Source organism: Pseudomonas sp. RIT-To-2, from assembly GCF_029623465.1.
Lineage (GTDB): Bacteria > Pseudomonadota > Gammaproteobacteria > Pseudomonadales > Pseudomonadaceae > Aquipseudomonas > Aquipseudomonas silvicola.
The window spans coordinates 223,999-247,225 of sequence record NZ_JAPYKM010000004.1; the positions used below are offsets into that span (position 1 = coordinate 223,999).

Annotated in this window: 19 protein-coding genes; 12 read left to right on the forward strand and 7 right to left on the reverse strand. The window is 65.3% G+C overall.

The window, feature by feature from the left end; all coding sequences use genetic code 11:
- Positions 1-85: 85 nt before the first annotated feature.
- On the reverse strand, positions 86-1,282 hold the full coding sequence (locus tag QBK88_RS05730) for a hypothetical protein (protein ID WP_277961282.1): 1,197 nt from the start codon (positions 1,280-1,282) through the stop codon (positions 86-88).
- 284 nt (positions 1,283-1,566) lie between these two features.
- Between QBK88_RS05730 and QBK88_RS05735 the strand changes: the two genes are divergently transcribed.
- From QBK88_RS05735 to QBK88_RS05755, 5 genes are all read left to right on the forward strand, one after another.
- Complete coding sequence (locus QBK88_RS05735) at positions 1,567-2,526, forward strand: ABC transporter substrate-binding protein (protein WP_277961283.1); 960 nt, start codon at positions 1,567-1,569, stop codon at positions 2,524-2,526.
- 18 nt (positions 2,527-2,544) lie between these two features.
- A complete protein-coding gene (locus QBK88_RS05740; protein WP_277961284.1) occupies positions 2,545-3,864 on the forward strand; it encodes an LLM class flavin-dependent oxidoreductase in 1,320 nt (439 codons plus the stop codon).
- Positions 3,865-3,919: 55 nt separating this feature from the next.
- A complete protein-coding gene (locus tag QBK88_RS05745) occupies positions 3,920-4,789 on the forward strand; it encodes a class II aldolase/adducin family protein (RefSeq protein WP_277961285.1) in 870 nt (289 codons plus the stop codon).
- Positions 4,790-4,949: 160 nt separating this feature from the next.
- A complete protein-coding gene (locus QBK88_RS05750) occupies positions 4,950-6,074 on the forward strand; it encodes a cellulase family glycosylhydrolase (RefSeq protein WP_277961323.1) in 1,125 nt (374 codons plus the stop codon).
- Between the two features lie 116 nt (positions 6,075-6,190).
- Positions 6,191-7,210 (forward strand): branched-chain amino acid aminotransferase, encoded by a 1,020-nt coding sequence (locus QBK88_RS05755; protein ID WP_268141937.1) that lies wholly within the window; start codon positions 6,191-6,193, stop codon positions 7,208-7,210.
- A gap of 89 nt (positions 7,211-7,299) precedes the next feature.
- Here the strand turns inward: QBK88_RS05755 and QBK88_RS05760 are convergent, their stop codons facing one another.
- Positions 7,300-9,465 (reverse strand): TonB-dependent siderophore receptor, encoded by a 2,166-nt coding sequence (locus QBK88_RS05760; protein ID WP_277961286.1) that lies wholly within the window; start codon positions 9,463-9,465, stop codon positions 7,300-7,302.
- A gap of 242 nt (positions 9,466-9,707) precedes the next feature.
- On the opposite strand from QBK88_RS05760, the gene QBK88_RS05765 reads away from it, so the two are divergent.
- Positions 9,708-10,109, forward strand: coding sequence for a hypothetical protein (locus QBK88_RS05765; RefSeq protein ID WP_277961287.1), 402 nt, complete (start codon positions 9,708-9,710; stop codon positions 10,107-10,109).
- Between the two features lie 48 nt (positions 10,110-10,157).
- On the opposite strand, the gene QBK88_RS05770 is transcribed toward QBK88_RS05765, so the two are convergent.
- Together QBK88_RS05770 and QBK88_RS05775 are read right to left on the reverse strand one after the other, a co-directional pair.
- Entirely contained in the window at positions 10,158-11,159 is a 1,002-nt protein-coding gene (locus QBK88_RS05770; protein ID WP_277961288.1) for an aldo/keto reductase, read from the reverse strand.
- A gap of 135 nt (positions 11,160-11,294) precedes the next feature.
- Positions 11,295-12,602: an MFS transporter gene (locus QBK88_RS05775; RefSeq protein WP_277961289.1), complete on the reverse strand. Its 1,308-nt coding sequence runs from the start codon at positions 12,600-12,602 to the stop codon at positions 11,295-11,297.
- Between the two features lie 154 nt (positions 12,603-12,756).
- Here QBK88_RS05775 and QBK88_RS05780 point away from each other — a divergent pair, with 154 nt between their 5' ends.
- The gene (locus tag QBK88_RS05780) at positions 12,757-13,860 is read left to right on the forward strand and encodes a sugar diacid recognition domain-containing protein (RefSeq protein ID WP_277961290.1); all 1,104 of its coding nucleotides are present in this window, start codon (positions 12,757-12,759) and stop codon (positions 13,858-13,860) included.
- Between the two features lie 92 nt (positions 13,861-13,952).
- Positions 13,953-15,089, forward strand: a complete 1,137-nt coding sequence (locus QBK88_RS05785; RefSeq protein WP_277961291.1) for a glycerate kinase family protein — start codon at positions 13,953-13,955, stop codon at positions 15,087-15,089.
- Here the strand turns inward: QBK88_RS05785 and QBK88_RS05790 are convergent.
- The gene (locus tag QBK88_RS05790; protein ID WP_277961292.1) at positions 15,033-16,352 is read right to left on the reverse strand and encodes a hypothetical protein; all 1,320 of its coding nucleotides are present in this window, start codon (positions 16,350-16,352) and stop codon (positions 15,033-15,035) included. The genes QBK88_RS05785 and QBK88_RS05790 overlap by 57 nt on opposite strands.
- A 303-nt stretch (positions 16,353-16,655) precedes the next feature.
- Here QBK88_RS05790 and QBK88_RS05795 point away from each other — a divergent pair, with 303 nt between their 5' ends.
- The 3 genes from QBK88_RS05795 to QBK88_RS05805 all read left to right on the forward strand — a co-directional run bounded on the left by QBK88_RS05795 (position 16,656) and on the right by QBK88_RS05805 (position 20,507).
- The gene (locus QBK88_RS05795; protein ID WP_277961293.1) at positions 16,656-19,049 is read left to right on the forward strand and encodes a glucose/quinate/shikimate family membrane-bound PQQ-dependent dehydrogenase; all 2,394 of its coding nucleotides are present in this window, start codon (positions 16,656-16,658) and stop codon (positions 19,047-19,049) included.
- 291 nt (positions 19,050-19,340) lie between these two features.
- Positions 19,341-19,577, forward strand: a complete 237-nt coding sequence (locus QBK88_RS05800) for a DUF2790 domain-containing protein (RefSeq protein WP_268141948.1) — start codon at positions 19,341-19,343, stop codon at positions 19,575-19,577.
- Between the two features lie 45 nt (positions 19,578-19,622).
- The gene (locus QBK88_RS05805; protein WP_277961294.1) at positions 19,623-20,507 is read left to right on the forward strand and encodes a LysR family transcriptional regulator; all 885 of its coding nucleotides are present in this window, start codon (positions 19,623-19,625) and stop codon (positions 20,505-20,507) included.
- Positions 20,508-20,550: 43 nt separating this feature from the next.
- Here QBK88_RS05805 and QBK88_RS05810 read toward each other — a convergent pair whose 3' ends face one another.
- A complete protein-coding gene (locus QBK88_RS05810) occupies positions 20,551-21,750 on the reverse strand; it encodes an MFS transporter (protein ID WP_277961295.1) in 1,200 nt (399 codons plus the stop codon).
- A 115-nt stretch (positions 21,751-21,865) separates the two neighbouring features.
- Here QBK88_RS05810 and QBK88_RS05815 point away from each other — a divergent pair, with 115 nt between their 5' ends.
- A complete protein-coding gene (locus QBK88_RS05815) occupies positions 21,866-22,768 on the forward strand; it encodes a LysR family transcriptional regulator (RefSeq protein ID WP_277961296.1) in 903 nt (300 codons plus the stop codon).
- Positions 22,769-22,864: 96 nt separating this feature from the next.
- On the opposite strand, the gene QBK88_RS05820 is transcribed toward QBK88_RS05815, so the two are convergent.
- Positions 22,865-23,170 carry a hypothetical protein gene (locus QBK88_RS05820; protein WP_176571014.1) on the reverse strand — a complete coding sequence of 102 codons (306 nt, stop codon included), beginning with the start codon at positions 23,168-23,170 and terminating at the stop codon, positions 22,865-22,867.
- Positions 23,171-23,227 lie beyond the last annotated feature (57 nt).

Here is a 23,227-nt window from a genome sequence, read left to right on the forward strand (position 1 = left end):
GGGTGAACCGCCGGCAGGCCACTTTCTGCTACGGTGAGGTCTTTTTGCCCGTGAGGCCGCGTCGAAATGGGGGGTATGCCACGCCTCAATCACGCTCGCGCATGAAGAACCCGGCCACGTACTTGCGGAAAGTGTCCAGGCTCTTGAAGTCGGCCAGGCGCTTGAAGGTATCGCTGCTGGGTTCCGGCCCCAGGGGCTGGTTCATCAGCGACACCGACAGCACCCGGTCCAGGTCGGAGCTGAGTACCAGTTCGTCCATCACGTCGCCGCCGATCACCGGCCGGCGCATGATCACCTTCACGCCCTTGCCTGCCATCCAGTCGATCAGCGAGACGAGCATCTTCAACGGCTCGCGCTCTTCCTCGCGCAGCACCGGGAACAGGTGCGCACGCGACAGCACCGGCACCGTGGCCACATGGATCATTTCGTAATACTGGCTGCCGGCCGTGGTCGGCGAATACAGCGCCAGGGCCAGCAGCGGCCCGTTGGTGCGCTCGCCGCCCCATAGCCAGTGGTAACCCTGAAAGTCGAAGCCGTTGTCGCTGCGGCCATTGAACACCTTGCGCGTGCGCACTTCGTTGACGCAATCGAGCAACAGGCCGTAGCGGCGCTGGTTGCCGAACACCGTGGACTCCTTGAGGCGTGCCTTGAGCATCATCATGTGCTTCATGTCGATGCGCGTTTCCAGGTAGTTGCTGGCCGGAACGCGCTCTACCAGCGGGTAGCGACTGGCGACGCCGCGCAATTCGGCGAACTGCTGGGTCAGGTCCTTTTTCAGGTGGCTGGCATACACGTTCAGCCCCGACGCCTCGATGAAGGTCACCAGCAGCGACAGCAGGCGATGCTGTTCCTTGCGGGTACCCACGCCGCTGCCACTCCCGGTGCCCTCAACGGTGCCCGCGGGGCGAAACTCACCGATCAGCTTGAGCGGCACGTCCGGCGCCAGCCAGGCGGCCGGTGGCTCGTCACGCTCACCGGCGCTGCCTGGCTCGCGTTCGTCCTTGATGAACGGGCAGTCTGGCGCATGTTCGGCAGTGCCCGGGTTGTTCTTCAGGAACAGTGTGCCAGTGCTGCTGTTGAGGGTCACGTTCATGACCGGCAGGGCCGTGGCCTGGCAGTCGCACGCCAGCCACTGGCCGGCGCCGCGCACCTTCATCAGCCACTGGTTGGCCTGCAACAGCCGGTGGCCGTCGAGCTGGTTCAGGACAAAGCCTTCGACCAGCACCTGCTCGGCCGCGGTAAGGGTGCGCACCAGGGCGCCGTTCTTTTCGATGATTCGCATAACGGGTCAGGCAAGTCCCTGGCCAAAATGGCCGCTGCACGTTGATGGATTGCTCGGGGGCAGGTCGTCTCTGCGCAGTGTACCTGAGCGCTACACCGGCGTTCAGTCTGCTTGAGCCGAGCATGCCGTCGGCCACTAGATACGGTGTGATGGATTAAATTGCGGAAAATGCATATTAACTTATGCCTAAAATGAATTTCACGGTTCTAAAGGGGGCTGTTAGCTTATGTGCAAAGGTTGTTAGCAACCTTACGCATATAACCGAATTCTAGGAGATTGCCGCCGTGCGTACCTTTCTGCAACTGGCCGCCGCCGTGCTGGCCGCCTCCGTCAGCCTCGGCGCCTCGGCACTGACCCTGACCGTGGGCGACCAGAGCTACAACACTCGTGCGGTGATGGACGCCGCCGGGGTGCTGGACAACCTGCCGTACACCCTGGAGTGGAAGCAGTTCACCGCGGGCTCGCCAGTGGCCGAAGCACTGAACGCCGGCAGCCTCGACCTGGGCTTGCTGGGCGATGCGCCGCCGCTGTTTCTCGGCGCCCTGGGCGCACCGATCAAGGTCATCGCGGTGACCCAGCAAAACCTCGACGGCGTCGCCATCGTGGTAGGCAAGCATTCGCCCATCAAGCGCATTGCCGACATCCGTGGCAAGCGTGTGGCGATCTGGAAAGGCTCCTGGAGCCAGCAACTGTTGTTCACTGCCCTGGACAAGGCCGGCGTACCCCGTGACTCGGTGGATGTGCGCTACCTCAGCGCCCTGGACGCCTCCCACGCCCTGGACGGCGGTTCGGTGGACGTGATCGCCACCTGGGAACCCTACGTTACCCAGCAGGAGCGCCAGGGCGGCCGCGTGATCGCCTCGGCCAAGGGGCTGATTCCGGCGCAGAGTTTCGTGGTCGCCAACAACCGCTCGCTGGACGACAAGCGCGCCGCCATCAGCGACTTTCTGCAGCGCCTGAAAAAGGCCCGAGAATGGACCGTCACCGACCCGGCTCACAACGATGCCTACGCCGACGCCTGGGCCGCACGTACCCGCGCCGACCGCGAAATCGCCCGCGCCTGGTTCGGCCGGGCCAAGACCGATGTCGGCCCGGTCACGCCGCAGAGCATCGCCGATGCGCAGACAACCATCGATTTCTTCAGCGGCCTGGGGCTGATCAAGTCCTACCCGGCTGCCAGCCTGTTCGACACTTCCTTCAACGCTGCCCTGCAGCAGCCCGCCACGGCCCAGGCCGCGCCATAACCGACAAGGACCGTTGCCATGAGCACACGTCAACTGAAACTGGGCGCCCTGACCATGGGCGTCGGTGGCCCCGGCCGCCACAACCTGTGGCTGGACCCCGAATTGCCCAGCGACGCCAGCGTCAATATCGACTGGTACATCGACATCGCCCGACAGGCCGAAGCGGCGCTGTTCGACCTGGTGTTCATCGTCGACAGCCAGTTCATCACCCCCGGCTCGCCACCCCATTACCTCAACCGCCTGGAGCCGTTGACGCTGCTGTCGGCGCTGGCCGTGACCACCCGGCACATCGGCCTGGTGGGCACCCTGACCACGTCCTACAACGAACCCTTCAACGTGGCCCGGCGCCTGGCCTCGCTGGACCTGATCAGCAAAGGCCGCGCTGGCTGGAACGTGGTCACCAGCGGTGATGCCGGCACCGCAGGCAACTACGGTCGCGATGAGCACTATGACTACGACACCCGCTACGGCCGTGCCAAGGAACATGTGCAGGTGGTGCAGGGCCTGTGGCAGTCCTGGGAAGACGATGCGTTTGTCCGCGACCGCGCCACCGGGCGCTATTTCGACCCGGCCAAACTGCATGCGCTGAACCACAAGGGCGAGCACTTCTCGGTGGTGGGCCCGCTGAACCTGCAGCGCTCCCCCCAGGGCCAGCCAGTGATCTTCCAGGCCGGCGATTCGGAGCAGGGCAGGGAGCTGGGCGCGGCCATCGCCGACGTGATTTTCACCCACGCCCCAAGCCTGGAGCAGGGCCAGCAGTTCTACCGCGAAATCAAGGAGCGCGCCGTGCGCCAGGGCCGCGACCCCGAGCAGGTGCTGGTGCTGCCGGGCGCCGAGGTATTTGTCGGCGACACGGACGAGCACGCTCGCGAACTGGAGCGTCAGTACCATCAGGCCGACCACAGCTTTGAACAGGCCCTGGTAGAGTTCGGCCGCTCCTTTGGCTGGCATGATTTCCGCCAGTACGACCTCGACGCGCCGTTTCCGGCCCAGGCACTGGAATGGGCGCGCAGCAGTTTCTTTACCGCCGCCAAGCGCATCACCGACCGCGCGGTGAGTGAAAACCTGACCCTGCGCCAGGCGGTGGAAGCATCACGGCAACTGCGCCCGGGTGCTTTCGTCGGTACGGCCGAGACCGTGGCGGCGAAAATGGCCGAATGGTTCGACGCGCGTGCGGTGGATGGTTTCAATATCTACATCGGCCACCCGGGGCAGTTCCGCCGCTTCACCGAAGAGGTCGTGCCGTTGCTGCAGGAAAAGGGCGTGTACCGGCGCGAGTACCCCGGCACCACCCTGCGCGAGAACCTGGGCTTGGATATCCCGCGCAACGTGCGCTGACGCCTCACACGGTGGGACCGAGCTTCGCCCGGTCTCACAGGTTGGCGGCGGGGCGTTGCACGCCGCATATCGCGTCAACACTGTCGTCAATGGGCAAAACCCTTGGGCGTGTACGGGCTATCATCAATCCGCCAAGTGCCACCAGAGCACCCGCCAGGAGGAACGCCCCATGACCCGCCCCGCAACCTGCAGCGATACCGAGTGGCAAGCCCGCTGCGACCTCGCTGCGCTGTACCGCATGATCGCCCACTTTCGCATGACCGACCTGATCGACACGCACCTGACGTTGCGCGTCCCGGGTCCTGAACATCACTTTCTGATCAACCGTTACGGCGTGCTGTTCGACCACATGCGCGCCAGCGACCTGGTACTGATCGACCAGCACGGCAAGGCGGTGGACCCCGCGTGTGCGCACATCCCGGTGAACGCCGCAGGCTTCGTGATTCACTCCGCCATCCACATGGCCCGCCCGGACCTGGCCTGTGTGATCCACACCCACACGGCGGCGGGTATCGCGGTGTCTGCCCAGGAACAGGGGCTGCTGCCCATCAGCCAGCATGCGCTGAAGTTCTACGGCAAGCTGGCTTACCACACCTACGAAGGCATCGCCTTGTCGCTGGACGAACGCCAGCGGCTGATCGCCGACCTGGGCCCGCACCGGGCGATGATCCTGCGCAACCATGGCCTGCTGGTGGGCGGGGGCAATGTGGCCGAGGCGTTCCACGAAATCCATTTCCTTGAGCGTGCCTGCCAGGCCCAGATCCAGGCGCTGGCCGGGGGCGGCAAGCTGATCTATCCGTCGGCGGACGTGTGCGCCCACACGGCCAGGCAGTTCGAAAGCGACGGCGTCGAGCAGATCATCGACCTGGCCTGGGCCGCCGCCTTGACGCTGATCGAGGGCCAGCGCGAGGCCTGGTGTTCCTGAAGGTTTTGGCAACACAATCCCAGGCAGGGCGGGGTGGTGGAATCAGGTAGGGTGCCCATTCGTCTGGGTTTACCGTGCAGGATGGTGTTCGATGAAACGCTTTACCCCCATCGCCGGGCTACTGGCCTGCCTTTCATGGCCCGCCGCGGCCGCCGACCTGATCGGGTTCTGGGACAGCCCCCGCCACGGCGGCAACAGTTTCAACCGCCTGCCGCCCTCGGCTGAGTATTACCAGGCCTTGAGCGACTACGGTGCCAGTTGGGTGCGCCTGTCGTGGGACAAGTGGCGGCCGGCCCGTCGCGACTTTCTGCTCGGTGACGCCGACCAGTACACCGGCCTTGCCCAGGACGATCTGCGCACGCTGATCAGCAACCTGGACCGCGCCCATGCCGCGGGCTTGAAAGTGGTGATCACGCCGTTGTCCCTGCCGGGCATGCGCTGGTCGCAGAACAACCAGGGCCGTTTCGACGACCGCCTGTGGCAGGACAAGCGTTGGTGGGCGCAATCGGCCGCCTATTGGCGCGACCTGGCCGCGGCCCTCAAGGACCATCCGGCGGTGGCCGCCTACAACCTGATCAATGAACCGGCGCCGGAAAAACACGGCGGCCTGGCCGAGCACGCCGATGCCCAGGCCATGCACGCCTGGTACGCCACCCACCGGGGCACGGCCCGCGACTTGCCGGCGTTGTATACGCAACTGGTGGCCGCGGTGCGTGAGGTGGACCCACGCACGCCCATCATGCTCGACGCCGGTTGGTACGCTGCTGCGGACGCCTTTACCTACTGGCCCCACGCCCTGGCCGACCAGCGCCTGCTGTACAGCGTGCACATGTACGAGCCCTACGCCGCCACCAGTGCCCCGAACCTTTCGCGCGCCACGCCGCTGGGCTATCCAGGCGCCGTGCCCTTCGGCGGCCAGGCGCAGCACTGGGGCGCCGCTCGGGTGGCGGACTACCTGCGGCTGCCGCTGGCCTGGGCCGAACGGGTCGGCGTGCCTCGCCAGCGCCTGGTGGTGGGGGAGTTCGGTTGCATGCGCCGCTTGCCGGGTTGCCGGCAATACCTGGACGACGTGCTGGCCGCCCTGGGCCGCCAAGGCTTGCACTGGGCTTTCTACAGTTTCCGTGAGGATAACTGGGATGGCATGGACTATGAGTTGGGCACCGCCAAGGTGCCATGGCGCTACTGGCAGGCCATCGAGCGCGGGGAACCCGATCCGTTGCCCCGCCAGGCTACCCCGCTGTTCGAGCCCATCCGGCATCGACTGGCCCCCGCGGGCCCCGAGTAGAAGTCAGCTGGCCGGCCCGGCTCGTGCGTCAGATCGCTTGCCGCAAGCCCGCCGGGGCCGTATCTTTGTCGCCTGATCAACGAATTGAATCCTTGCGATCATCTGTAGAGGGCATCATGAGCGGCGCTGGCATAAACTGGGACAACCTGGGTTTCGACTACATCAAGACAGATCTGCGCTTTCTGTCGGTATGGCGCGATGGCGCCTGGCAGGAAGGCACGCTGACTGAAGACAACGTCCTGCACATTGCCGAAGGCTCGACGGCGATTCACTACGGCCAGCAGTGCTTCGAAGGCTTGAAGGCCTACCGTTGCAAGGACGGCTCGATCAACCTGTTCCGTCCCGACCAGAACGCCGCGCGCATGCAGCGAAGCTGCTCGCGCCTGCTGATGCCGCATGTGCCTACCGAGATGTTCATCGAGGCCTGCAAGCAGGTGGTGCGTGCCAACGAGAAGTTCATCCCGCCTTACGGCACCGGTGGCGCGCTGTACCTGCGCCCGTTCGTGATCGGCGTGGGTGACAACATTGGCGTGCGTACCGCCCCCGAGTTCATCTTCTCGGTGTTCGCAGTCCCGGTCGGCGCCTACTTCAAGGGTGGCCTGAAGCCGCACAACTTCTCCATTTCCACCTATGACCGCGCGGCCCCGCAAGGTACCGGCGCGGCCAAGGTCGGTGGCAACTATGCCGCCAGCCTGCTGCCAGGCGCCGATGCCAAGCAGCACAACTTCGCCGACTGCATTTACCTGGACCCGCTCACCCACTCCAAGATCGAAGAGGTGGGCTCGGCCAACTTCTTCGCCATCACCGAGAACAACGAGTTCGTCACGCCAAAATCGCCGTCGGTTCTACCGGGTATCACCCGTCTGTCGCTGATGGAACTGGCTGAAAGCCGCCTGGGCCTGAAAGTGGTCGAGGGCGACGTGTTCGTCGACCAGCTGGACCAGTTCAAGGAAGCGGGCGCGTGCGGCACTGCTGCCGTGATCTCGCCGATCGGCGGTATCCAGTACAACGACAACCTGCACGTGTTCCACAGCCTGGAAAGCGTTGGCCCGGTGACCGTCAAGCTCTACAACGAGCTGACCGGTATTCAGTTCGGCGACGTCGAAGCCCCCGCAGGCTGGATCGTCAAGGCCTGAAGCCTGTAGCAGTGGCCGCAAGGCCGCGTCCCGGGCTGGCGCTGGGTGGCAGGTTCACCCAGTGTGCCCGGAACGCGGCCTGAAGCCTGCTACAGCTTGTAGCTGACCGACACCGTGAAATTGCGCGGGTCGCCGTACAGCGCCTGGTTGTAGAAGCCGATCATGCTGTAGTACTTCTTGTCGAACAGGTTATCCAGGTTAAAGCCCAGCTCCACCTGCTTTGTCAGGTCGTAGCGGGCCATGAGCGAGGTCAGCGCGTAGGCGCCTTGCTCTACCTCGACCGTACTCTGCCCCCTGGTAGCGTTCTGATAGAAACTGCTCTGCCAACGGGTACCGCCCCCCACCGTCAAACGGTTCAGTGCCCCGGGTAGCCGGTAGGTGGTGAACAGCTTTGCCGTGGTGCGTGGCAAGGCACTGCTCAACCGTGAGCCGTCGCCCTGGCTGGCGGTGTAGTGGGAGTAGCCGAACATCAGGTTCCAATCCTGGGCCAATTCACCCTGCAGATCGAAATCGAAGCCCTGGGACTTGGTGCCGCTTGCGGCATAGTAGGCTTGCGCGCCGGTGACCGGTACGTAGTGGCCGGTATCGCTCTGCGCCACATTGTCCAGGCGCACATCGAATACTGACAGCGATGCATTGACCCGCCCGTCCAGGTAACTGGCCTTTAGCCCTACTTCTCGGTTCTTGCCCGTGGTGGGCTCCAGGATCTTGCCGCTGCTGTCGCTGTAGCTTTGCGGTTTGAAAATCTCGGTGTAGCTGGCGTAAGCCGAATAGGTATCGTCGAGGGCGTAGATCACCCCGGCGTATGGCGTGAAGCGCCCGCGGGTCTTGTAGGCGAACGGGGTGCCGGCGCTGTCCTGGCTGATTTCGTATTCACTCACCCGGCCTCCGATGATGACCTTCAGCGGGTCGGTCACGGACAGGCGCACCGCCCCATAGGCGCCGCGTTGCTTGATCAGGGAATCGGTGGCGCTCCAGGTGGCGGCACCGAAGTCCGGCATGGGGAATTCGCCGTTGGGCTCCAGCACGCCGCCTGGGTACACGAAGCCGGTGCCCAGGGCGTGCTCCTTGCGGCGTGAATCCATGTAGCCGATCACCGCCTCGTGCTCACGGCCCAGCAGGCTGAAGGGACCGCTGGCCATCAGGTCGACGCTGTTCTGACGGTCGGTGTCCTTCTCGGCCAGGGCCAGCGGGTACAAGCCGGCACTGGTGTAGCCGAGCGTGGAGAGCAACCGCTCATCGCTGGTGGTCTGGCTATGCTCCAGGGCCAGGCGCACCTTCCAGTCATTGTCGAAACGGTGTTCGAGGTTGGCGAAGGCGGTCTGCAGGCGCGTGTCCCAGCGGCTCCAGTCTGCCGCCAGCGAGGCCGAGCGCGAGTAGTGGGTCTTGGAGCCGTCGCTATTGAACAGTGGCATGCCGCCCCAGGTGACGCCCGTAGGGGTATTGTCCTGGTCTTCGTAGCCGACGCTGAGCGTGGTCTCGTCAGTGAGGTCGGCGTCGACCACACCGTAGTACGCCTGCTTTTTCCCCTGGTAGCGGTCCAGGTACGAGTGGCCGATCTGCTCCACGGCCACGAAGCGCCCGCGCACCCGGCCGTCTGGGGTCAAGGGCGTGGACAGGTCCACGGTACTGCGGTAGTTGTCCCACGAACCGCCACTGACACTGGCCTTGAGCGAGAAGTCCGGGGTGGGGTGCTTGCGCACCAGGTTGATCGAGGCCGACGGGTTGCCGGCTCCGGTCAGCAGCCCGGTGGCGCCGCGCACCACTTCGACGCGGTCGTACAGGGCCGTGTCCAGGAAGCTGGTGCCGGGTTCGAAGGTGGTGGGGATGCCGTCGAACTGAAAACTGTTGATCTGAAAGCCGCGGGCGTAGAAATAGGCTCGGCCGGTGTCGAAGGTCTGCGTCGACAGCCCCGTGGTGCGTGCGACCACCTGGTCCACCGAATTGAGCTGCTGGTCGTCCATTTCCTGGCGGGTGATCACGGTCACGCTCTGTGGCGTCTCCTTGAGCGACAGCGGCAGGCGCGTGGCAGCGGCGGTCTGACCCGTGGTGTAGGCGTGGGTGCCTTCGGTGGTCGTCGTCCCCGCAACGCTCTGGGCGTCAATGGTGGTGCTGGGCAGGTCCAGGGCGGTAGCGGTAGTGGTCGAACTGGCCAGTTCCTCGGCTGCTCGGGTGGGCAGGGGGGCCGCGAGGGCCACGAACAGGGCAATGGACAATGGGGTGAGCCCATGGGGGCAGGGCGCGGACAAGCGCATCTTCAGTTCCTTCAGCGACGGTGGGAGAACACAGGAGAGGGTCAGGGTGCCCGTCGGCCGGGCGCCGTTTCACGAAGCCGTTCCGCGGAGGATGGTGGCGTGATGATGTTGCGACGCATTCTCATTGTGATCGTCCTGCAGGTAAATGCCGCCCCGCGCACTTATGAAGTGCATCGCCTGCACTTCCGCTGCGCTGCGCTGCGCGGCTACCCTGCCCGTGACACAAGACAAGGAGTACTCACATGTCACTCGACGCTACCCGCTTCGCCGTTCATGACGTCAGCCGCTTTCCGCTGGTTTATTTCCGTGAACAGGCGGTGACGCCTGGTTACGCCAGCCAGTGGGAAACGGAAACCACCGCGCTGGTGGAGAATGGCCGGCCCTTCGTGCTGATCTACGACCAGTTGCGCCAGGAAGAAACGGCCGAAGACCGCCGTCAGCGCGGTGTCTGGCTCAAGCACAACAAGATTCCGCTGGCCACGGTGTGCAAGGCGATGATCAGCATCGAACCTGACGAGCAGCAGCGCGCCGAGGCTCGGGCGCGCGGGGAAATGGCGGTCAAGGCCTTCGGCATCGCGCACCTGGCCGTGGCTTCGGAACAGGAAGCCGTGCGCCAGGCCCTGCCCCTGGTATGCCTGACCTGAACCTGCCCTGGCTAGCTGCAGGCGCTGGTTTGCCAGCGCCTGCAGGGGTCAGGCGCGGCCGCTGACGAAGTGGCCCGGGTCGTTGTAGCCCGGTGTCGACGGGTGCCCCGGTGCCACCAGGCTGTCGATGAAGGCCTCGTCTTCAGCCGTGATATTCACCTGCAGCGCACCGCCGTAAGTGTCCCACTGCGCCTCGGTACGTGGCCCGACGATGGCCGAGCTGACGCGGGGGTTGTTGAGCACCCAGGCGATGGCGAACTCGACGATGCCCACGCCCTTGTCCTCCGTGTACGCCTGGATCTGCCGGGCGATGTGCAGGGATTCGTCGCGCCATTCGGTTTCCAGAATGCGCTTGTCCTGGCGCCCGGCGCGGCTGCCGGCGTCGGGGGCGGCGCCTGGGGTGTACTTGCCACTGAGCACGCCGCGGGCCAGGGGGCTGAACGGCACCACGCCCAGGCCGTGGTAGGCCGCGGCGGTCAGTTGCTCGGTCTCGACTTGGCGGTTGACGATGTTGTACAGCGGCTGGCTGGCCACCGGCTTGTCCACGCCCAGGCGCTGGGCCACGTTGACGATTTCGGCCAGGCGCCAGCCGCGGAAGTTGGACACGCCCCAGTGGCGGATCTTGCCCTGGCGCAGCAGGTCGCCGATGGCGCTGACGGTCACCTCCAACGGCGTATTGAGGTCATCGCGGTGCAGGTAGTACAGGTCGATGTAGTCAGTGCCCAGGCGGGTCAGGCTGGCTTCCACACCGTTGAAGATATGCTTGCGGCTCAGGCCGCTGCGGTTGGGCACGCCGTCGGCGGGACCGAAGCCGACCTTGGTGGCGACAATCCACTCATGGCGGTGGCGGGCCACGGCTTCGCCGACGATTTCCTCGCTGCGCCCGCCGTTGTAGACGTCGGCAGTGTCGATGAAATTGATCCCCTGGTCCCAGGCCTTGTCGATGATGCGCAGGGCATCCTCGGTGGTCGTCTGCTCGCCGAACATCATGCTGCCCAGGGTCAGGGCGGAAACCTTCAGGCCACTGTGGCCCAATGCGCGGTAAATCATCGGTGACATCCCTTTGCGGTGGAAAACCTCAAAGGTACGCCGGGTGGCCCCGGCCCCGCCACTGTTGATTTGGGCTGCCGGCCTCGGAAGCTCGCTGGGTGCCGGCGAGTTTCCGAGGCGCCGAACGCCCTTGGGTCAGGCGCGCTTGCCAGCGACCTTCCAGGCCACCGCGCTACCGACCACGATCAACCCTGCCAGCGCATACAGCGCCGCGTCGGTGGAGCCGGTCTGGTCCTTGATGAAGCCGACGATGTAGGGGCTCAGGAAGCCGGCCATCTGCCCCACCGAGTTGATGATCGCCAGACCGCCCGCGGCAACGCCTGCGCTCAGGCGCGCGGTGGGCAGTGGCCAGAACATCGGCAGGCCGGTGAGGGCGCCCATGGTGGCGATGCTCAAGCCGACGATGGCAATGGCCGGGGTGGCGGCGAAGTTCACCGCGATCACCAGACCTGCGGCGCCCATCAGCATCGGCACCACCAGGTGCCAGCGGCGCTCGTTGCGCAGGTCCGCCGACCGGCCCACCAGCAGCATGAAGATGCCCGCCAGCAGGTACGGAATGGCGCTCAGCCAGCCAATCACCAGGGCGTCGCTGAACCCCAGGTTCTTGATGATCGACGGCAACCAGAAATTGATGGCGTACACGCCGCTCTGGATGCAGAAGTAGATCAGCCCCAGCACCCAGATCAGCGGCGTGGCGAACACCGCGCCCAGGGTTTCACGCGGTTGCACCGGCTTGCTGCGTGCGTCGTCGGCCAGGTCTGTTTCCACCACCTGGCGCTGTTCGGCGCTCAGCCAGGTGGCCTTGGCGAAACTGTCGCTGAGCAGGAAATAGGCCAGGGCCCCCAGCACCATGGTCGGGATGCCCTGGATCAGGAACATCCACTGCCAGGCGGCCAGGCCGTGCTGGCCTACGGCGAAGTGGTTCAGGATCCAGCCGGAAAACGGGCTGCCCAGCAGGCCCGACACCGGAATGGCAGACATGAACAGGGCCATGATGCGGCCACGTCTGGCATCGGGGAACCACTGCGAAAGGTACAGCACGATGCCCGGGAAGAAGCCCGCTTCGGCGGCGCCGGTGAGCAGGCGCAGCGCGTAGAATTCCATGGGCGTGGTGACGAACAGCAGGCAGGTGGACAGGCCACCCCAGGCCAGCATCATCACCGCGATCCAGCGCCGCGGGCCGAAACGGGTCAGCGCCAGGTTGCTGGGCAGGCCGCACAGCACGTAGCCGATGAAGAAGATCCCCGCCCCAAGGCCATAGGTGGTTTCGCTGAACTTCAGGGCGTCGAGCATCTGCAACTTGGCGAAACCGACGTTCACGCGGTCCAGGTAGTTGAACAGGTAGCAGACGAAGATGAAGGGGATCAGGCGCAGGGTGATGCGCCGGTACACAGCGTCCCTGACGCTGGAAGTGCCATGGTCAAGGGCGGTTGGGGTAGACATGCAATTTCTCTCTGTTTTTATGTTATTCGCGGCTATCGTGAGCCACCCTTGAGTGTCTGTGACGAAGCAGGCACTGTCTTTGTGTGTTTGCACAGGCATCGAGCGCCCCGACTGTGCAATTCTACAGACGCGTTTATCAGGATTTCTCCAGACCATGTTTGAACTTGATCACGACCTTGCGCAAGACATTGTCGACCGCGCGATGGCCATTCTGCCCTGCAACGTCAACGTCATGGACAGCCAGGGGCTGATTCTGGGCAGCGGCGAGCCGGAACGCATCAACACTCGCCACGAAGGCGCCCAACTGGTATTGGCCAACGGCCGGGTGGTGGAGCTCGACGCCCAGGCCGCACAGTGCCTGAAGGGCGTGCAGCCGGGGGTAAACCTGCCGCTGCTGCTGGACGGCCGCCTGATCGGCGTGCTGGGCCTGACCGGTGACCCGGCGCAGTTGCGCACGTTTGGCGAACTGGTGCGCATGACCGCCGAGATGCTGGTGGGCCAACGCCGCCTGCAAGTGGAACAGCACTGGCGGCGCCAGCGTTGTGACGACCTGCTGGCGTTGCTGCTGGAAGGCGACGATTCGCCCCGGCTGCTCGACGAGGCCCGGCAGATGGGCCTCAAACCGCAGTTGCCGCGCACCCCCTGGCTGTTCGAACTGCAGCCAGGGCAGGGGTGCGAGGCCATGGCTGCCTGGCTGACGGGCCGCTATCCGGACAGTTGGTGCCTGAGCCCGGCCGCCGGTTCACTGCTGTGGTGCCGGCCCGCCAGCGTGGTAGTGGATGAACAACGCTTGCTGGACAAGCTCGGCGCCCAGGGCTGGGCAGTCGACCGCGTGGCGCTGGGGCAGCCCGCCGACGACCTGGCCACCGTGCGCCGCGGCTATCGCGGCGTGCGCGACCTGCTGGCCTACGGCCGCGACATTCTGCCCGGCCAGCGCTGCCTGTACCTGTCGCGCCTGCGCCTGCCCGCCATGCTCTGGCGTCACCGGGGTGATGACAGCCTTGAAGAATGGCTGGGGCCGCTGCACAGGGTCATGGCCAAGGACGGTGGCGGCCAGTTGCTGACCACCTTGCGCGCCTGGTGCGAACACGACGGCCAGAGCCAGGCCTGTGCCGATGCCCTGGGTATCCACCGCAACAGCCTGCGCTACCGCATGGAACGCATCGCCGAACTGAGCGGCATTGACCCCAACCGTCTGGAAGGCATGCTGACGCTGTACCTGGGGGTGCAGCTGTTGCCAGCCGATTTGTCGAAATGAACAACAAAGCGCCGTTGCCCTTGTGCAGGGGCCTGGCGCAGAGCGGCCGGGCAACTGGCAGCATGGCCGTACAAGAAACTGGAGTAACCGTCATGAAAATCGTCATCGCCCCCGACTCGTTCAAGGATAGCCTCAGCGCCGCCGGCGTCGCCGCCGCCATTGCCGAAGGCCTGGCCCAGGCACTGCCCCAGGCCCAGTTGCTGCAATGCCCCATGGCCGATGGAGGCGAGGGCACCATGGAGGCGATTCTGGCGGCCTGTGACGGCGAACTGCGCACCGAAACCGTCGAGGGGCCGCTGGGTTCGGCGGTGCAGGCACGCTGGGGCTGGCTGGCCGACAGCGCCACGGCCATCATCGAAATGGCTGAAGCCAGTGGCTTGCAGTTGGTGCCATTAGCCCGGCGGGACGCCTGCGCCAGCAGCACCTTCGGCACCGGTGAGCTGATTCGCGCCGCCCTCGACGCTGGCGCGCGGCGGGTTATCCTGGCCATTGGCGGCAGCGCCACCAACGACGCCGGCACCGGCATGCTCCGCGCCTTGGGCCTGGACCTGCGTGACGCAGGCGGCGCGGTCCTGGCCATGGGTGGCCTGGCCCTGGCACAGCTGCATCGGGTGGACCCCGAAGGCCTGGACCCGCGCCTGGCCGAGGTCACTTTCGAAGTGGCCGCCGACGTCGACAACCCGCTATGCGGCCCTCACGGCGCGTCCCATGTATTCGGCCCCCAGAAGGGCGCGAACCCCGAGCAGGTGTTGCACCTGGACGCTGCACTGGGGCGCTTCGCCGACCACGCTGCCAGCGTTTTGGGCCGCGACTTGCGCGATGACCCGGGCGCCGGTGCGGCAGGTGGCATGGGCTTCGCCGCCAAGGCCTTCTTGAATGCCACCTTCCGCCCCGGGGTGGAAGTGGTGGCCGAACTGGTGGGCTTGGCCAAGGCGGTGGAGGGCGCCGACCTGGTGATCACCGGCGAAGGGCGTTTCGATGCGCAGACCCTGCGTGGCAAGACGCCGTTCGGTGTGGCCCGCGTGGCCCAGGCCGCGCAGGTGCCGGTGGTGGTGATCGCCGGTACCCTGGGCGACGGCTATGAGCAGATGTACGACCACGGTGTCGACGCCGCCTTCGCCCTAGCCAGCGGCCCGATGACCCTGGAGCACGCTTGCCGGAACGCCGCGCCGCTACTGCGCGATCGGGCGCGTGACATTGCGCGGGTGTGGGGGCTGGGCCGGGGGTGACCCCAGGTAGCGGTGAGCGGTGAAATAAACGCCGCTACCTTGCTGATTCTGCACAACGACGATGCATTTCAGGTCATTCTGAACGGCAAAGCCACGCCCCAGGTACGTGTCTGGAATCAGCCAATAGCCGTCCTCGCCAAAGGTGTCGTCGGGTTGTCCGTTTGGCAGCAAGCGTGACATCAGGATTTGCGCATTAAGGTTGCCACCCGCAAACCGCGAGACATTGGACAGGCACCAGAGGTAGTTGTCGGTCGGTGTCGAGGCTATGGCACCGAATCCGGCCCCGAAGTCGCCTTCGTAATGACGGTAGGTGGTGGTGAACCCCGCATCGTCGACGCCGTTGGCGTCATAGCCCCTCACGAACTCGTCCCAGCGCTGTTTGCCACTGAGCAAGCGTCGGCCGATGACCCTGATCGTGTCGCCTGCCGTCACGAACAAACCCGTCAGCTCGGACTGTGTACCGTCCTCGATCAACAGGAAACCTCGGTCGCCGAAGGTGCTGTCGATGGCGCCGCCTGCCGTGAGCAGGGCCAACGCTCCCTGCTGGTTCACTTGCCCGGCAACGAGGATTGTGCCGTCCGAGCGTTTGTCAAAGGCGTTGATGCGCATGAAAACGTCAGGTGCGTAGGCGACCCGCGTATAGCCCGTCTGCTGGAATGCCAGATCCAGCTCACCTAGTGCGGTGACTTGAATCATGTAGTCGCGCTCGGCCGAACTCTGCATGTCCCGATGTCGGAACGCAAGCAGAATGGAGCGATGGGCAGCGGGTGTCGGCGGGGTCGGGGGCGGTGTTGCCGGGACGGCAGATGGGTTGAAATTCGGCAGTTGTGTGATGAGCAGTTGCCCACCGTTAAACCAGACATCAGGCGTTCCATCCGGCAAGTACCCGACCAATAACGGAATCATCTCAAAGGTTTTGCTATTCCCGTACAGCAGGCCGACGACGATATTGCCGCTCTCGAGCTGTTGCAGTGATTCGATCGCCACTGCCTCATCTGCAATGACGTAGCCATTGTGGTTGCCAAAGGATCGGTCCAACGTCCCGTCGGTAGTGAGCTTCATCAGCAGTGGCGTTATGAGTGATGGGTTGCCACTGGGTACTGGCAGAGCGGCACCTACCAGTACGCCTCCGTCTTGAAGTACCAGGCAAGGGCCTGCAGCAAGGAGTTGCATGCCGGCTGGCAGCAGGCGCTGCAAATCGACGATACCTCCTGCGAAAGAGGGGTCCAGGTCTGCGTTGCGGGGTGCATTGGAAAGGTTCATGGGGCGTGCCTCGTGAAGGTTCAGAGGCACCAGTATTTTCCTCGCGGGGAGTTCGCGAACCTGTCAATTCTGACAGTACAGGTGGTGGGCTCCCTTTGTATTAGACCTTGGTGCGATGCAATGTCGCACCGGTGTATGACATCGTATCTGTGTTGTTACGCCTTCAATCGACCTTTTGCGTCGCGTGTCTGTCAGACCTTGCGCTGACTTCATACCTATAAAAACCCCGGCCGTCGCAACGCTGAACCCGGTATAGACCGGACGGTCGTCGCGCGCCTTTCATCATCCTGGAGAAAACGCACTATGAGCACAGACCGTGCTTCCACGCCGCGTCGCCTGCTGCCGAGCCTGCTCGGCGTAGTGATGCTGCTGATGGGCCTGACCCTGTTGGCCGGCGGCGTCAAGCTGGCCACCTTGGGCGGCTCGCTGTATTACCTGTTGAGTGGCATCGGCATCGCCGTGACCGGCGTGTTGCTGCTGGCCGGGCGCCGCGCCGCCTTGGCGCTGTATGCGCTGGTGCTGTTCGCCAGCACCCTGTGGTCGCTATGGGAAGTGGGCCTGGACTGGTGGCAACTGGTGCCGCGCCTGGCCCTGTGGTTCGTGCTGGGCCTGGTGCTGTTGCTGCCCTGGTTCCGCAAGCCCCTGCTGGCAGGTGTGCCTTATGCCTTGGGCACCGGTAGCCTGAGCGTGGCCGTGGTTCTGGCCGGCGCCGCTGCCATTGCCAGCCAGTTCACCCACCCAGGTGAAATCAAGGGCCAATTGGACCGCGATACCGCTGGCACCACCAGCACGGCCCCGGCCATGCCTGACGGCGACTGGCAGGCCTATGGCCGTACCGCCTTCGGTGATCGCTACTCGCCGCTGGCTCAGATCACCCCGGCCAACGCCGACAAGCTGCAACCGGCCTGGACCTACCGCACCGGTGATATCCCCGGCCCGAACGACCCGGGCGAAACCACGGCGGAAAACACTCCGCTGAAGGTCAACGGCATGCTCTACGTGTGCACACCGCACAGCAAGGTCATCGCCCTGGACCCGGACACCGGCAAGGAGATCTGGCGCTACGACCCGCAGATCAGTACCCAGAACGCCGCCAACTTCAAAGGCTGGGCGCACATGACCTGCCGTGGCGTGTCGTACCATGATGACGCGGCCTACGCTGACACCGCGCAGAGCCCGGCCGCCGCGCCGAACGCCTGCCCGCGCCGGTTGTTCCTGCCCACCGCCGACACCCGCCTGATCGCCCTCGATGCCGACACCGGCAAGGTCTGCGAAGGCTTCGGCGACAAGGGCCAGATCGACCTGCGCGCTAACATCGGTACCTTCGCCGCCGGCGGTTACTACTCCACCTCGCCACCGGCCGTGACCAAGGACCTGGTGGTCATCGGCGGCCACGTCACCGACAACGTCTCCACCGACGAACCGTCGGGCGTGGTGCGTGCCTACGACGTGCACGACGGCCACCTGGTGTGGAACTGGGACAGCGGCAACCCCGACGACACCACCCCTATCGCCCCAGGCAAGCACTACACCCGCAACTCGCCGAACATGTGGTCGCTGATCAGTTTCGACGAGAAACTGGGCTTGATGTACCTGCCCATGGGCAACCAGATGCCCGACCAGTGGGGCGGCAACCGCACCGAGGCGTCGGAGAAATACAGCGCTGGCGTCACCGCCCTGGACATCGCCACCGGCCACGTGCGCTGGACCTACCAGTTCACCCACCATGACCTGTGGGACATGGACGTGGGCGGCCAGCCCAGCCTGATGGACATCAAGACCGCCGACGGCATCAAGCCGGCCGTGATCGCGTCCACCAAGCAGGGCAGCGTCTACGTGCTGGACCGCACCAACGGCCAGCCCATCGTGCCCATCGACGAAGTGCCCGTGCCGGGTGGCGCGGTCACTGGCGACCACACGGCGCCTACCCAGCCCAAGTCGCAGCTCAACTTCATGCCACCGGTAATGACCGAGCGTGACATGTGGGGCGTGACCCCGTTCGACCAGATGCTGTGCCGCATCGACTTCAAGCAACTGCGCTACGACGGCGCGTTCACGCCGCCGTCGCTGCAAGGCTCGCTGGTCTACCCGGGCAACTTCGGGGTGTTCGACTGGGGCGGCGTATCGGTTGACCCGGAGCGCCAGATCATGTTCGTGAACCCCAACTACATGGCGTTTGTCGACAAGCTGGTACCCGCCTCGGACGTGGAAGGCGGCCCTGCTCGCAAGAGCGAGACCGAAGGCGTCCAGGCCAACAAGGGCGCACCGTATGGTGTGATCATGAACGCCTTCCTGTCGCCCATGGGCCTGCCGTGCCAGGCGCCGGCCTGGGGCTATGTCGCCGCCGTGGACATGACCACCCACCAGGTGATCTGGAAGCACAAGAACGGCACGGTGCGTGACAACTCGCCGGTACCGCTGCCGCTGACCATGGGCGTGCCCGCGTTGGGCGGCACCTTCATGACCAAGGGCGGCGTGGCTTTCCTCAGCGCCACTCTGGACCAGTACCTGCGTGCCTATGACGTGCGCAACGGCAAACAGTTGTGGGAAGCCCGCCTGCCTGCCGGCGCGCAGACCACGCCGATGACCTACACCGGCAAGGACGGCCGCCAGTACGTGCTGGTGGTCGCCGGTGGTCATGGTTCGTTGGGCACCAAGCAGGGTGACTACGTGATGGCGTTCGCGCTGCCCAAGTGATGCGATGGCGCTGATGCTCAGCATCAGGCACACCGCGTTGTCCGCTTCCCGAGCTTGCGCGCGGTCCCACAAGGGTCCGCCGCATGGCCTTGGTTCACCCTGTGGGACCGGGCGAAGCTCGGGAAGGGGGCAACTCGTACTGGCTGACACACCAAGTCGCCTCGTTCGCCAGCAAGCGGTGCTGCTACCGGCTGAACAGGGTTTTCGGTATGAGTGCTGACGAATTCGGTCATGGTTGCGCGCGCGAGGGGTCCTTAACCTGTGGGTACTCAACTACCACAGGACAACGCCATGAGACTCACCCTGACTTTCGCCGCCCTGGCCCTCGGTTTCGCTGCCGCCAGTGCCCACGCCGACCCCGCCCAAACCTATACCTACGGCCAGAAACTCGACATCGCGCGGGTCATCGACGCCGGTGACATCCCCGACGTGTGCACCGTGGTCCCGGTGACCATGGTCTACGAAGACAGCCAGGGCCAGCGCCACTCGCTGGTGTACCGGGTCATGGGCAAAGGCTGCTCCAACTGAGCGGTTCCGCTATCCTAGGTCCAAGCCCCCTGGACCGAGCCCTTCATGAATTTGCGCCAGTTGTTGTACTTCAAGACCATCGTCGAGCGTAAATCCATCGCTGCCGCCTCCGAGGCACTGCACATCGCCCAGCCGCCACTGAGCCAGCACCTCAAGACCCTGGAAGCCGATTACGGCGTGCAGTTGTTCGAGCGCCAGGGCCGCGGCCTGCTGGTCACCGACGCCGGCCAGCACCTGTACCGGCGCGCCTGCGAACTGCTGAACCTGGCCGATGAAATCGACGCCGAGATGCGCGGCCTGGCCCAGGGTGTCAGTGGCAAGGTCAGCATCGGCACGGTCACTTCAGGGGTCAGCTGCGTGTCCCGCGTCATGGCCGACCTCAAGCAGCAATTGCCGCAAATCGTCTTCTCCATCTACCACGCCGAGCCCGCCGCCCTGGAGGACATGCTCCAGGCCCGCCAGCTGGATTTCGCCATCAGCCAATGGCCGGTGACCAACCCTCTGCTGCATACCGTTGCCCTGCAGCCCCTGGCGTTGATGGCCGTGGAGGCGCTGCCCGGGCGCCTGCCCGAGGGCAACGAGTGCACGCTGGCCGAACTGGCCCGGGTGCCCCTGATCGTGGTGCGTCGGCGCCAGGGCCATGGGTTTTACGAGCGCGTGCAACAAGCCTTCGCCGCAGCCGGGTTGCGGCCTGAAGTGGCGTTCGAGTGTTCGGACATTGCCGCCGCGCTGGCGCTGGCCTCGGCGGGGGCAGGGGTGGCGTTGCTACCGGTGTGGCCCGGCGAGCCGGTGCAGGCCGGACTGTGCCAGCGGCGCGTCAGTGACCTGCCCAGCGAAGAGCGCCTGGTGCTGGCCTGGCTCGCCGAGCGCGACCGCCTGCCGGCGGTGGCCCAGGCGGTGAAAGCCTTCGAACAGCTGATTGCCGAATGACCCAGGTGGTGGCGTGCAGTGAGGGTTTCACAGGGGGGTAGGTTCACCCGGCGCTTGCGGTCGCCGCCACGGGAAAACCACCCCGGCGGGCCGACCACACGACCCAGAACGTCGCCAGCAACAGCGCCAGGACCGCAGGCGCGAAAGTGGTGGTACCGAAGCGGTCCAGCAACACCCCGCCGACAATGCCGCCGCCCGCGATCGCCAGGTTCCACGCCGTGACCAGCATGGCCTGGGCCACATCCATGGCGTCGCCGGCCGCATTGGCCAGGGCGGTCTGGAACAGGGTGGCAGCGCCACCGAACGCCAGGCCCCAGCACACCACCGCGGCGTACACCGCCAGCGGCTGGCTGCCGGCGATGCCAATCAGCAGCGCCGCCAGGCCGAACAACAAGGTGCTGACCAGGGTCAGGCGGCGCAGGTGGCGGTCGATCAGCGCCCCAATCACCCAGATACTCAGCACCGACGTCACGCCGAACACCAGCAGCACCAGGTCAGTGCGCTCGGCCAGGTGCGCGGTGGCCAGGAACGGTGCGATGTAGGTGTACAGGATGTTGTGGGCCAGCACGAACGCCAGCACCACGAACAGCACCGGCCGTACGCCGGGCAGGCTGAACACTTGGCGGGTGGTCAGGCGTTTGCCTCCGGGTTGCCCGGCGAAATCCGGCAGCCCCACGCGTACCCATGCCATCAGGACCAGCGTCAGCACGCTGATCAGGCCAAAGCACAGGCGCCACCCCAGCACGTTGCCCAGCAGTGTGCCCGCCGGTACCCCCAGCGACAATGCCAGGGGGGTGCCGACCATGGCGACTGCAATGGCACGGCCTTTCTGTTCGTCGGGCACCATGCGTGCCGCATAGCCCGCGATCAGCGCCCACAGCAGGCCCGCCGAGACACCGGCTATCAGCCGCGCCACCAGCGTCAGGGTGTAGCTGGTGGAGCACGCGGTCACCGTATTGGCCACCGCAAAACCGGCGATCGCCGCCAGCAGCAGGGGCCGGCGTCGCACACCCTGGGTAGCGGTAGCCAGGGGAATGGCCGCCAGCATCGAGCCGAGCGCATAGGCAGTGATCATCTGCCCGATCCAGGTAGGCGCCACGTTCATGCCGGCGGCCATCTGCGGCAGCAGGCCGGCAGGCAAGGCTTCGGTGAGAATGGTGATGAACCCGGCCATGGCCAGGGCCAGCAAGGCGCCAAGGGGCAAGGGGCGAGCAGGGGTGACAGTTGAAGGGCGCGCAGTCATGGGGAACATCCAGGTTCAGAGGAATGCCGCACACGGTAGAAAGTTCCAGGCCTGAGACAAAGTAGGGTAGTGTTCCGTGCTTTGCGGACCGTTCGTTCCGCAATGGAGGAGTGCCATGGATCGCCTCGGCAATTTCGCCGTCTTTGTACAGGTCGCTGAAACCCGCAGTTTTGTCGCCACCGGCCGCATTCTGGGGATATCCGCGTCAGCGGTGGGCAAGAGTATCAGCCGGCTGGAGCAGAGCCTGGGCGCGCGCCTGTTTCACCGCAGCACCCGCAGCGTGGCCCTCACGGTCGAAGGCGAGATGTTCCTGGAGCGCTGCCGACGCATCCTTGCCGAGTTCGACAGCGCCGAACAGGAGCTCGCCCAGGCGTCGGCTGCCCCCCGGGGGCGGCTGCGCGTGAGCCTGCCCATGGTCAGCCCTTTGATGTTGCCGGTGCTGGCGCAATTCATGGTCGCCTACCCCGACATCGAGCTGGACCTGGACTTCAGTGACCGCCTGGTGGATGTCATCGACGAAGGCTTCGATGCCGTGATTCGCACAGGCGAACCCAGCGACTCGCGACTGTCCGCGCGCCGGTTGGGGATGTTCCGACTGTTGCTGGTGGCGTCCCCTGCTTACCTGGCGCAGCGGGGCACCCCCAGGGTGCCCACGGATCTGCTCAGGCATGCGTGCCTGCATTACCGCTTCCCCAGCAGCGGCAAGCTGGAGACCTGGGTGTTGCGCCGCGAGGACGGCGAAGCGGAATTGCAGCTGCCCGTGGCGATGATCTGCAACAACATCGAGACACGCGTGTGCTTTGCCTTGCGTGGGCTGGGCATCGCCTACCTGCCAGACTTTGCCATTCGCGAGGAACTGGCGGCAGGCACCTTGCAACCTGTCTTGCAGGAATATGTATTACATACCAACGTATTCCATGTGCTGTGGCCGGGCAGCCGTCACCCGTCGCCGAAGGTGCGCGCACTGGTGGACTACCTGTGCGCGCATGTATTCCCGCAACCCTCCACCCCTGTGTAGCAGCGGACCCGGCCGCGTCACAGGCGCTGTGTTGCACCAGGCGTACCGCAAGCACCGTGGACGCGGCCAGGTCCGCTGCAGCGCGCCCGGGGCGGCTTACCAGCGGCCGTAGCCCCGGTCATACCCGCGGTGGTAGCCCGCATCGTAGTAGCGCGGTGGCGGTGGCGGCGCGTAGCGGCGGTATTCGTAGGCGACCGGCTGGTAGTACACGGGGCGCGGGGCCGGTTGGTAGTAGTGAGGGTGATGGTGCTCATGGCCGCCGCTGATGACGGTGGCCAGTACCGCGCCCACCGCGGCTCCGGCGATGACAGGCACGATCACGTCGCGCTGGTCGGCGGAGGCGGTGCCGGCGGCGATCAGGCAGCCGGACAGGATCAGGGCTTTGGTCATCTTCGAAATCATGGTGTCTCCTTTGGCGAAAAGTGTGGGTTCGCCATGGACACATGAAACACCAGATCC

Excerpts from the sequence above, each read along its gene's own strand:
- QBK88_RS05730 (WP_277961282.1), bottom strand. The coding sequence starts at position 1,282 with ATGCGAATCATCGAAAAGAACGGCGCCCTGGTGCGCACCCTTACCGCG.
- QBK88_RS05740 (WP_277961284.1), top strand. The coding sequence starts at position 2,545 with ATGAGCACACGTCAACTGAAACTGGGCGCCCTGACCATGGGCGTCGGT.
- QBK88_RS05765 (WP_277961287.1), top strand. The coding sequence starts at position 9,708 with ATGTCACTCGACGCTACCCGCTTCGCCGTTCATGACGTCAGCCGCTTT.
- QBK88_RS05780 (WP_277961290.1), top strand. The coding sequence starts at position 12,757 with ATGTTTGAACTTGATCACGACCTTGCGCAAGACATTGTCGACCGCGCG.
- QBK88_RS05810 (WP_277961295.1), bottom strand. The coding sequence starts at position 21,750 with ATGACTGCGCGCCCTTCAACTGTCACCCCTGCTCGCCCCTTGCCCCTT.
- QBK88_RS05795 (WP_277961293.1), top strand. The coding sequence starts at position 16,656 with ATGAGCACAGACCGTGCTTCCACGCCGCGTCGCCTGCTGCCGAGCCTG.
- QBK88_RS05800 (WP_268141948.1), top strand. The coding sequence starts at position 19,341 with ATGAGACTCACCCTGACTTTCGCCGCCCTGGCCCTCGGTTTCGCTGCC.
- QBK88_RS05785 (WP_277961291.1), top strand. The coding sequence starts at position 13,953 with ATGAAAATCGTCATCGCCCCCGACTCGTTCAAGGATAGCCTCAGCGCC.
- QBK88_RS05815 (WP_277961296.1), top strand. The coding sequence starts at position 21,866 with ATGGATCGCCTCGGCAATTTCGCCGTCTTTGTACAGGTCGCTGAAACC.
- QBK88_RS05820 (WP_176571014.1), bottom strand. The coding sequence starts at position 23,170 with ATGATTTCGAAGATGACCAAAGCCCTGATCCTGTCCGGCTGCCTGATC.
- QBK88_RS05770 (WP_277961288.1), bottom strand. The coding sequence starts at position 11,159 with ATGATTTACCGCGCATTGGGCCACAGTGGCCTGAAGGTTTCCGCCCTG.
- QBK88_RS05755 (WP_268141937.1), top strand. The coding sequence starts at position 6,191 with ATGAGCGGCGCTGGCATAAACTGGGACAACCTGGGTTTCGACTACATC.
- QBK88_RS05805 (WP_277961294.1), top strand. The coding sequence starts at position 19,623 with ATGAATTTGCGCCAGTTGTTGTACTTCAAGACCATCGTCGAGCGTAAA.
- QBK88_RS05760 (WP_277961286.1), bottom strand. The coding sequence starts at position 9,465 with ATGCGCTTGTCCGCGCCCTGCCCCCATGGGCTCACCCCATTGTCCATT.
- QBK88_RS05775 (WP_277961289.1), bottom strand. The coding sequence starts at position 12,602 with ATGTCTACCCCAACCGCCCTTGACCATGGCACTTCCAGCGTCAGGGAC.
- QBK88_RS05790 (WP_277961292.1), bottom strand. The coding sequence starts at position 16,352 with ATGAACCTTTCCAATGCACCCCGCAACGCAGACCTGGACCCCTCTTTC.